A 9,409-nucleotide genomic window follows, 5' to 3' on the forward strand; every position below is an offset into this window, starting at 1 on the left:
GCTCACATCCGGAAGACGCCGAAGCCGCGGCGCCCCTCGATCGTCTGGTTGTGCACCGCGGACAGCGACATGCCGAGCACGGTGCGGGTGTCGCGGGGATCGACGACGCCGTCGTCGTAGAGCCGGGCGGTCACGTAGAACGCGTGCGACTCGGCCTCGATCTGCGCCTCGATCGCGGCGGTGCGGGCCGCGTCGGCGGCCTCGTCGTAGGGCCTGCCCTGGGACGCCGCGGACGCCCGCCCGACGATCGACAGCACCCCGGCCAGCTGTGCCGCGCCCATCACCGCGAGCTTCGCCGACGGCCAGGCGAACATCAGCCGCGGATCGAACGCGCGCCCGGACATGCCGTAGTTCCCGGCGCCGAACGACGACGCCATGTTGATCGTCAGGTGCGGCACCCGCGAGTTGGTCACCGCGTTGATCATCTTGGCGCCGTCCTTGATGATCCCGCCCTGCTCGTACTCGGCGCCGACCATGTAGCCGGTGGTGTTCTGCAGGAACAGCAGCGGGACGTCGGTCTGGTTCGCGATCTGGATGAACTCCGACGCCTTCTTCGCCTCCTCGCTGAACAGCACGCCGCGGTGGTTCGCGAGCACCCCGACCGGGTAGCCGTGCACGCTGGCCCAGCCGGTGACCAGCGACGTGCCGTAGAGCGCCTTGTACTCGTCGAACTCGGAGCCGTCGACGACCCGGGCCAGCACCTCGCGCGGGTCGAAGGGCACCTTCGACTCCGGCGGGAGCAGGCCGAGGATCTCCTCCGGGTCGTACAGCGGGTCGGCCGGCGGGTACGACGGGCCCGGCCCGAGCTTGCGCCAGTTGAACCGGGCGACGATCGCGCGGCCGATCCGGATCGCGTCCGGCTCGTCGACGGCGAAGTGGTCGGACAGCCCGGAGACCCGCGAGTGCATCTCGGCGCCGCCCAGCGACTCGTCGTCGGCGTCCTCGCCGGTGGCCATCTTGACCAGCGGCGGCCCGCCGAGGAACACCTTCGCGCCCTTGTCGACGAGCACCGCGTGGTCGCACATGCCGGGCACGTAGGCGCCGCCGGCGGTGGAGTTGCCGAACACCAGCGCGACCGTCGGGATGCCCAGCGAGGACAGCTCGGTCAGCTCGTGGAAGATCCGCCCGGCGGGCACGAACAGCTCCGCCTGGGTGGGCAGGTCGGCGCCGCCGGACTCGACCAGGTTGATCACCGGCAGCCGGTTGAGCCGGGCGATCTCCAGCGCGCGCAGCGACTTGCGCAGCGAGTACGGGTTCATCGCGCCGCCGCGCACGGTCGGGTCGTGCGCGATCACCATGCACTCGACGCCGGAGACCACGCCGATCCCGGTGAGCAGCGAGGCCCCGACGGTGAACCCGGTGCCCCAGGCGGCCAGCGCGGACAGCTCCAGGAACGGCGAGTCCGGATCGAGCAGCAGCTCCAGCCGCTCCCGGACCGGCAGCTTCCCGCGCTCGCGGTGCCGCGCCAGGTACCGCTCGCCGCCGCCGGCGACGACCGTGTCCAGCTCCGCGTCGAGCGCGTCGATCGCGGCGAGCTGCGCCGCCCGGTTGCGGGCGTACTCCTCGGAGCCGGTGTCCAGTGCGGACCGCAGTGCGGCCATCAGCGCCCCCCGTAGTGGTCGGCGTGCGACTCGCGCACGACGTTCTTGCGGACCTTGCCGGTCGAGGTCCGCGGCAGGGCGTCGACGACGATCACCGACTTCGGGACCTTGTAGCCGTCGAGCCGCTCCTTCAGCGCGGTGAGCAGTGCGTCCGGGTCGAGGTCCGCCCCGGCGGCGGGCACCACGACGGCGGTGATCGCCTCGCTCCAGCGCTCGTGCGGCAGCCCGACCACGACCACCTCCGCGACGCCCGGGTCCGCGGCGTAGACGGCGCGCTCCACCTCCAGCGAGGCCACGTTCTCGCCGCCGGTCTTGATGACGTCCTTGGAGCGGTCGGCGAACCAGAGCACGCCGTCCGCGCCGAACCACCCGACGTCGCCGGAGTGGAACCAGCCGTGCCGGAACGCCTCGGCGGTGGCGTCGGGATCGTCGAGATAGCCGTTCATGGTGGACGGCCCGCGGTAGACGATCTCGCCCTGCTCACCGGGGCCGAGCAGCGCGCCACCGGCGTCCATGATCGCGACCTGCACGCCGGTGATCGGCGTGCCGACCGCGCCGATGTGGCTGAGCTGGTGCTCGGGCCGGAACAGCGTGGTGCACGGGCTCATCTCGGTCTGCCCGAACAGCAGCGCGAAGTCGCAGCCGAACCCGTCGAGGCAGGCCCGGATCAGCGGCTCCGGCATCGGCGCCATCGCGTAGACCGCGCGGCGCAGCGCGGACAGGTCGCGCCCGGCGAACGAGTCGTGCTCCAGCGCCGCCCGGTACATCATCGGCAGCCCGAAGACCTGGGTGATCCGCTCGCGCTGCACGGTGTCCAGGAACGCGCCGGGTTCGAAGCCGCGGACCACGTGGATCGCCGCGCCGACCAGGATCGCCGGCGTGCAGAACGCGTTGAGCTGCGCGGTGTGAAACATCGGCATCATCGCGAGGAAGCGGTCGTCCGGGCCCCAGCCGGAGTCCAGCGCGGCCGAGAACGACTCCATCGTGATCGTCAGGTGCGAGGTCGCGACGCCCTTCGGGAACGACGTCTTGCCCGAGGTGTAGAGGTAGGACAGCGGGTCCCGGTCCTCGACGACCACCTCGACCGGGCCGCCGTCGGTCTCGATCTCGGCGAGCGGCGTCCCGGTACCGGCGGGCCCGCCGGTGCCGGGGGCGACGAGCACGTCGGTGAGTGTCGGCACCCGCTCCCAGGCCGGTGCGAGCGCCTCGAGGAGCTGGGCCTCGACGACGATCCCGCGGGCCCGCGAGTGCCCGAGCACGTAGGCGACCTCGTCGGCGCGCCAGCCGAGGTTGACCGGCACGCAGACCAGGCCGAGCCGGGCGCAGGCGTAGTAGACGGCGAGGAACTCGGCGCTGTTGCCGGAGGCGAGCGCGAGCGCGTCGCCCCGGGTGTAGCCGCGGGCGGCGAACCCGCGGGCGAGCCGGGACACCCAGGCGTCGAACGCGGCGTAGCTGAACGTCCGGCCGGAGTCGACGACGGCGGTCCGGTCCGGCCGGGCGGCGGCGCTGCGGGTGAGCGCGTCGGCGACGTTGACCCGGCCGATCAGGTTGCGGGCGAGCTCGGCGGTCATCAGTACGACCTCGGCAGGCCGAGCCCGTGCTGGGCGACGTGGTTGAGGATCATCTCCCGGTTCACCGGCGCGACCTGCATCAACCGGGCCATCCCCCAGTACGGGACGAGGCCGTACTCGCTGGCCAGGCCGTTCCCGCCGTGGGTCTGCATGGCGGCCTCGATCGCGTGCACCGCGGCCTCGGCCGCGGCGTACTTGGCCATGTTCGACTCCTCGCCGGCGGGCAGGCCGCGATCGTGGCGCCACGCGGCCTTGCGGGTCATCAGCGCCGCCAGCTCGGTCTCGATCCGGGCCTTCGCCAGCGGGTGCGCGACGCCCTGGTGGGCGCCGATGGGCACGTCCCACACCTGCCGGGTGCGGGCGTACTCCGCGGCCTTCGCCAGCGCGAACCGGGCGACGCCGACGCCGAGCGCGGCGCCGGTGATCCGCTCCGGGTTGAGCCCGCGGAACACCTGCCGGAAGCCGTCACCCTCGGTGCCGACCAGGTTCCCGGCGGGCACCCGGACGTCGTCGAAGTGCAGGACGTGCTGCTTGTCCGGGGCGATCAGGTCGACCGGGAGCGGGGTGCGGACCAGGCCGGGCGCGTCGACCGGGACGACGAACAGGCTCAGCCGGGCCCGGTCCCGCTCGTCCCGCCCGGTGCGCGCGACGACGAGCACGGCCTCGGCGTCGTCGGTGCCGGAGATGTAGTGCTTGGTGCCGCTCAGCACCCAGTCGTCGCCGTCGCGCTCGGCGCGGGTGGCCATCCGGTGGGTGTTGGAGCCGGCCTCCGGCTCGGTGATCGCGAAGACGACCTTGGTGGAGCCGTCGGCCAGCCCGGGCAGCCAGCGGGCGCGCAGCTCGTCGGAACCGAACTCGCCGATCACCTCGGCGGAGATGGCGGCCGACACCAGGACGAGCAGCAGCGGGGCGCCCTGGGCGGCGGCCTCCTCGCAGACGACGGACAGCTCGACCAGTCCGCCGCCCCCGCCGCCGTAGGTCTCGGCGACGTTCACCCCCAGGAAGCCGGCCTTGCCCATCGCCGACCACAGCTCGTGGGTGTGCCGCCCCTCGCGGGCGCACCGCAGGTAGTACTCGCTGCCGAACGAGGCCGCGATCGCGGCCACCGCGGCCCGCAGGTCGCGCTCCTCGTCGGTCTCGGTGAAGTCCACGCCGACTCCTCACACTCTCGGTGAGTGATTTTCAGTTCACTCGTAGCGGAGGTTAGCGGTTCGCTGCCATGCTGACCAGATGGTCGCGGGAACTCAGCACACCGACGGGACCGTTCGCCGCCGCCGGGATCCCGACCGCGCCGAGCGCATCCTCGCCGCGGCGGCCCGGCTGGCCGCCGGCCGCGGCTTCCACACCGTCGGGATGACCGAGATCGGCGCCGAGGCGGGCATCGTCGGCTCCGGGATCTACCGGCACTTCGCCTCCAAGGAGGCGATCCTGGTCGCCCTGCTCGATCGCGGCATGGCCCGCCTCGAAGCCGGTGCCGCCGCGGCGCTGGACCGCGCCGACTCCGACGCGGAGGCACTGTCGTTGCTGGTCAGAGACCACATCGCGGTGGCGCTCACGCACCGCTCCGAGCTCGCGGTCTATCACCGGGAGTCGCACACCCTGCCCGCGGACGAGCGCCGCTCGCTGCGGCGGCGGCAGCGGCACTACGTCGAGGACTGGGTGCACGTGCTCGCCCCGCTGCGGCCCGACCTGGCCGACGCCGAGCTCCGGCTCGCCGTGCACGCGGCCACCGGGGCGATCCAGTCGACGCTGTTCTTCCGCAGCGGCCTGGAGCCGGAGCGGATGAGCGACCGGCTCGCCGAGATGGCCCACGGCTGCCTCGGCGTCCCGCCCGTCGAAGTGAATTCCAGATAACTCAAAAGCTTGCCGGAGTGGTCCCGGTCACGCCATAGTCGGCGGTCGGCGGACGAAGGAGACCGGCATGCGCAGCACCGACCGCAGCACCGACCGCAGCACCGAGCGCTGCACCGACCCGGGCGCGATCGACGTGACGACGCTGCGCGGCCGCCGCGCCGTGCAGCGCTGGGAACGGACCTGCTCCGGCGACGTCCTGGAGCGGCTCACCTGGAGCCGCCCGGACCAGGTGGTGCTCACCGGGGAGCCCGGGGCGTACGGCGACGACCGGTTCGCCGCGGTCACCGCCCGCGACGGCGACCGGTGGGCGAACCGGTTCGCGCACGCGCTGCTCGGTGCCGGCCTGGAACCGGGCGACCGGGTGCTGCTGGTGTGCGAGAACTCGGTCGAGGCGTACCTCGCCAAGATCGGGATCGCGAAGGCCGGGATGGTCGCGGCGCCGGTCAATCCCGGCCTGGCGCCGGACGTCGTCGCCGAGCTCGTCACCCGGGTGCAGCCGCGGTTCGCGCTGGTCGACGCCGAGCTGTGGCCCCGGGCCGAGCCCGCGTTCGCGGCGTGCGGGCTCGCCGTCGGCGCCACGATCACGATCGGCGGCGGGCCGGTCGCCGGCTCGCCGTCGTTCACCGAGCTGCTCGCGGACCGGCCGGACACCGAGCCGGACGTCGCGGTGCACGGCGACGACATCGCCGAGCTGCTGTTCACCTCCGGCACGACCGCGCTGCCCAAGGCGGTGATGCTGTCCCACCAGTACGCCCAGACCGCCGGTCTCAACTTCGCGCTGTCCCTCTCGCGCGGGCTGCGGCACGAGTCCGATCTGGTCGTCGGCACCTTCCTGCCGGTGATCTACCACGTCGGCGACGTGATCTTCCCGAACGCCGCGCTGCTCGCCGGCGGCTCGGTCGTGCTGGGCAGGCGGCCGGTGCCCGCCGGCATCGTCGCCGTCGTCGACCGGCACCGGGTGACCGCGCTGTGGGCCGGGTCGCCGCAGCTGGTCGGGCTGCTGGCCGACGAGCTGGACCGCGATCCCGCGCTCGACGCGACGTCGGTGACGGCGCTGGTCTACGGCTGGGGTGCGCTGGCGCCGTCGCTGCTGGACCGCCTGGAGCGCCGCTGCGCGCCCGGGATGGTCGCGGTCGGCATCTTCGGGCAGACCGAGTCGATCGCCTGCCACCGGTTCTGGCCCAGCCGCTGGCCCGCGACGCACGCCGCGACCGCGCCGTCGGTGAACTACGTCGGCGTCCCGAGCGGGCTGCTCGCCTCCGACGTCGTCGACGCGGCGGGCGGGCCGGTGCGCGGCGAGCCCGGCGAGGCCGTCTACCGCTCCCCGGTGATGGCCGCCGGGTACTACCGCGATCCCGAGGCGACCCGGGTGGCGTTCCGGGACGGCTGGTTCCACTCCGGCGACTCGGTGCAGGTCGACGAGGACGGCCTGCGGATCATGGTCGACCGCTACAAGGACATCGTGAAGTCCGGTGGCGAGAACGTCTCGTCGATGCGGGTGGAGGCGGTGCTGCACCAGCATCCTGCGGTGGCCAGGGCCGCGGTGATCGGATTGGCACACCAGCACTGGGGCGAGGCGGTCACCGCGGTCGTCGTCCCGGCCGGGGGCGCCGTGGTCGACGAGGCGGAGCTGCTCGCGTTCTGCCGGGAGCGGCTCGCCGGGTTCGAGACGCCCAAGGCCGTGGTGGTCGCCGGGGCGCTGCCGGAGACGGTGGGCGGGAAGGTGCTGAAGTACCGGCTGCGGGCCGAGCACGCGGAGCTGTACCTCACAGGCGGGGCGTGAGCTTCGCGCCACACGGTTGACAACCGCGCCCCACCTGGGTTCGGTGGGTGCGTGATCGCCTTCCTGCTGACGCGCCGTCGTCACGTCGATCACCTGGTCGTCACGAGCCAGGCCTGTCGCTGACCAGCCGGTCACCGGGTCCGTTTTCTCACTTTCCTCACCCGGGCGCGCACGCCCGGACCGCCCCACGGCGGACGACCACCAGGAGATCTCCTCCATGTCCGAGAACACCGTCGACTCGCTCGACACCACGCTGAACGCCCAGCTCACCGAGCCGCTGAAGTTCGCCTACTGGGTCCCGAACGTCTCCGGTGGGCTCGTCACCAGCACCATCGAGCAGCGCACCGACTGGGGCTACGACTACAACGTGAAGCTCGCGCGGACCGCCGAGAACAACGGCTTCGAGTACGCGCTGTCCCAGATCCGCTACCTGGCCAGCTACGGCGCCGACCACCAGCACGAGGCCACCGCGTTCTCGCTCGCGCTGGGCCTGGCCACCGAGCGGCTCAAGGTGATCGCCGCCGTGCACCCCGGCCTGTGGGAGCCCGCGGTCCTCGCGAAGTGGGTGGCCACCGCGGACCACCTGACGAAGGGCCGGATCGCGATCAACGTCGTGTCCGGATGGCTCAAGGCCGAGTTCACCGCGCTCGGCCAGCCGTGGCTCGAGCACGACGAGCGCTACCGGCGGGCGAACGAGTTCATCCGGGTGCTGCGCGAGATCTGGACCGCGGGCGAGGGCGGCGCCGACTTCGCCGGCGACTTCTACCGCGTGCACGGCTACGACCTGAAGCCCAAGCCGGTCGACGTGCCCGGGCGGCCGCACCCGGAGATCTTCCAGGGCGGCAACTCGACGGCCGCCCGCCGCAACGGCGGCACCGTCTCCGACTGGTACTTCTCCAACGGCAAGGACTACGACGGCTTCACCGAACAGGTCGAGGAGGTGCTCGGCCACGCCAAGACCGCCGAGCGCCTGGCGCCGGTCCGGTTCGGCCTGAACGCCTTCCTGATCGCCCGCGACGACGAGTCCGAGGCCCGCGAGACCCTGCGCGAGATCATCGCCAAGGCCAACCGGCCGGCCGTCGAGGGCTTCCGGGACGCCGTGCAGCAGGCCGGGAACGCCACCGGCGACAAGCGCGGGATGTGGGCGGACTCGTCGTTCGAGGACCTGGTGCAGTACAACGACGGCTTCCGCTCGCAGCTCATCGGCACCCCGGAGCAGATCGCCGACCGGGCGATCGAGTACAAGCGGCGCGGCGCGAACCTGCTGCTGCTGGGCTTCCTGCACTTCCAGGAGGAGGTCGAGTACTTCGGCGCGAAGGTGCTGCCGATCATCCGGGAGAAGGAGGCCGAGCTGGCGGCCCGCGAGCCGCAGCCGACGGCGGTCTGATCCCCTCGTCCGCACCACGAACGGGCCGTCCGCACGGACGGCCCGTTCGCGCATTTCCGGGGCGCCACCGGGGTGACCGGACAGGTGCGCCGGATCCCATTCCGGGGAATGCGGAGTTGACATTTCGGGGCGATATCGTGAGAATTCAGGACGTGCTGTTCACCGAGCTCACCCGTCGGCGTCACGTCGATCTGTCCCGCGTGGCGTCGTCGATCTGTCGGTGAACCCGGTGCCGGTCGCGGCGGTGGCCCGGCTGGTGGTCCGGTCGCTGATCCCGGTGCCGGGCGTCCTGCCGGTCCGGTCGCCGCAGCCCCCGTCAGGCTCCTGCTGATCCCGCCGCCGGGCCGGGGCTGATCCGCTGCCCGGCCCCTGGTCCGGGTCGCGGCGCCGGTCCCGGCTTCAGGGCTGGTCCCGGCTTCAGGGCTGGTCCCGGCCTCAGGGCTGGTCCCGGCCTCAGGGCTGGTCCCGGCCTCAGGGCTGGTCCCGGCTTCGGCGCCGGTCCGGGGCCCGGCACCCGACCTCGGTGTGCCGCCGGCTCCTGGTGTCGCCCTCGGTGTCGCCCTCGCTCCCGGCACCGACCCGCAACCCCGGCCCCGGCATGCACCCGGCCCCGGCGCCCCCGCTCACCCGCCCGCCATCCGGCCCGCGACCCGACACCCGACGCCCCTCCGGAATCGTCACCGGCCCGCGTCCCACCCCGTTTCGCACGCATTTTCTCGCCGCATTGCAGTGGCCGGTGCACAACGGGTACTTCCGGCTGCCCGAATTCTGCTGCCCAGCATTCACGACACGACAGGGAGATGTCCGTGACCACGACCGAGAACCGCCCCGGATCCGATGTGATCGACTGGTCGGCCGCACCGGCGCCCACCGACGAGGCCGGCTGGCTGCAGCGGGCCCGCGAGGTCCGCCGGATCCTGGAGCGCGACGCCGCCGCCCGCGACCGGGCCGGCGCCACCCCCTACGACGAGGTCGCGCTGCTCAAGGAGTCCGGCCTGGTCACCCTGCTCGGCCCGGTCGAGCACGGCGGCGGCGGCCAGGAGTGGCCGGCCGCCTACCGGGTGATCCGCGAGGTCGCCGCGGGCGACGGCTCGATCGGCCAGCTGCTCGGCTACCACCTGCTGTGGTTCTGGGCCGCCCGCCTGGTCGGCTGAAGTGACCCCCGTCAGCCGGACACCTCGGTCTGTGTCGTGATCTGCTGCTCGTAGGCGGC

7 protein-coding genes and 1 pseudogene are annotated in these 9,409 nt (G+C 72.9%); 5 read left to right on the forward strand and 3 right to left on the reverse strand.

Annotation, left to right across the window (positions count from 1 at the left end):
• Window positions 1-2 precede the first annotated feature (2 nt).
• From ABD160_RS26465 to ABD160_RS26475, 3 genes are read right to left on the reverse strand one after another with little or no spacing between them, the layout of a single operon-like run.
• Window positions 3-1,601, reverse strand: coding sequence for an acyl-CoA carboxylase subunit beta (locus tag ABD160_RS26465; protein ID WP_344027237.1), 1,599 nt, complete (start codon window positions 1,599-1,601; stop codon window positions 3-5).
• Window positions 1,601-3,172 carry an AMP-binding protein gene (locus tag ABD160_RS26470; protein ID WP_344027239.1) on the reverse strand — a complete coding sequence of 524 codons (1,572 nt, stop codon included), beginning with the start codon at window positions 3,170-3,172 and terminating at the stop codon, window positions 1,601-1,603. Before ABD160_RS26470 ends, ABD160_RS26465 begins: the two co-directional genes overlap by 1 nt.
• Complete coding sequence (locus tag ABD160_RS26475; RefSeq protein WP_344027241.1) at window positions 3,172-4,323, reverse strand: acyl-CoA dehydrogenase family protein; 1,152 nt, start codon at window positions 4,321-4,323, stop codon at window positions 3,172-3,174. The genes ABD160_RS26470 and ABD160_RS26475 overlap by 1 nt, the downstream gene beginning before the upstream one ends.
• Window positions 4,324-4,402: 79 nt before the next feature.
• On the opposite strand from ABD160_RS26475, the gene ABD160_RS26480 reads away from it, so the two are divergent.
• The 5 genes and pseudogenes from ABD160_RS26480 to ABD160_RS26495 form a co-directional block, all read left to right on the forward strand.
• On the forward strand, window positions 4,403-5,026 hold the full coding sequence (locus ABD160_RS26480; RefSeq protein WP_344027243.1) for a TetR/AcrR family transcriptional regulator: 624 nt from the start codon (window positions 4,403-4,405) through the stop codon (window positions 5,024-5,026).
• A 67-nt stretch (window positions 5,027-5,093) separates the two neighbouring features.
• Window positions 5,094-6,809: an AMP-binding protein gene (locus ABD160_RS26485; protein ID WP_344027245.1), complete on the forward strand. Its 1,716-nt coding sequence runs from the start codon at window positions 5,094-5,096 to the stop codon at window positions 6,807-6,809.
• A 217-nt stretch (window positions 6,810-7,026) separates the two neighbouring features.
• The gene (gene sfnG, locus ABD160_RS26490) at window positions 7,027-8,196 is read left to right on the forward strand and encodes a dimethylsulfone monooxygenase SfnG (RefSeq protein WP_344027247.1); all 1,170 of its coding nucleotides are present in this window, start codon (window positions 7,027-7,029) and stop codon (window positions 8,194-8,196) included.
• 152 nt (window positions 8,197-8,348) lie between these two features.
• Window positions 8,349-8,420 carry a putative leader peptide gene (locus tag ABD160_RS33400; RefSeq protein WP_358488790.1) on the forward strand — a complete coding sequence of 24 codons (72 nt, stop codon included), beginning with the start codon at window positions 8,349-8,351 and terminating at the stop codon, window positions 8,418-8,420.
• Window positions 8,421-9,002: 582 nt separating this feature from the next.
• Window positions 9,003-9,344 (forward strand): annotated as a pseudogene (locus ABD160_RS26495) (acyl-CoA dehydrogenase family protein); the annotation flags it as partial.
• Window positions 9,345-9,409: the final 65 nt, after the last annotated feature.

Source organism: Pseudonocardia kongjuensis (assembly GCF_039526905.1).
Taxonomy (GTDB): Bacteria; Actinomycetota; Actinomycetes; order Mycobacteriales; family Pseudonocardiaceae; genus Pseudonocardia; species Pseudonocardia kongjuensis.

Excerpts from the sequence above, each read along its gene's own strand:
- sfnG (WP_344027247.1), top strand. The coding sequence starts at position 7,027 with ATGTCCGAGAACACCGTCGACTCGCTCGACACCACGCTGAACGCCCAG.
- ABD160_RS26465 (WP_344027237.1), bottom strand. The coding sequence starts at position 1,601 with ATGGCCGCACTGCGGTCCGCACTGGACACCGGCTCCGAGGAGTACGCC.
- ABD160_RS26485 (WP_344027245.1), top strand. The coding sequence starts at position 5,094 with ATGCGCAGCACCGACCGCAGCACCGACCGCAGCACCGAGCGCTGCACC.
- ABD160_RS26480 (WP_344027243.1), top strand. The coding sequence starts at position 4,403 with ATGGTCGCGGGAACTCAGCACACCGACGGGACCGTTCGCCGCCGCCGG.
- ABD160_RS26470 (WP_344027239.1), bottom strand. The coding sequence starts at position 3,172 with ATGACCGCCGAGCTCGCCCGCAACCTGATCGGCCGGGTCAACGTCGCC.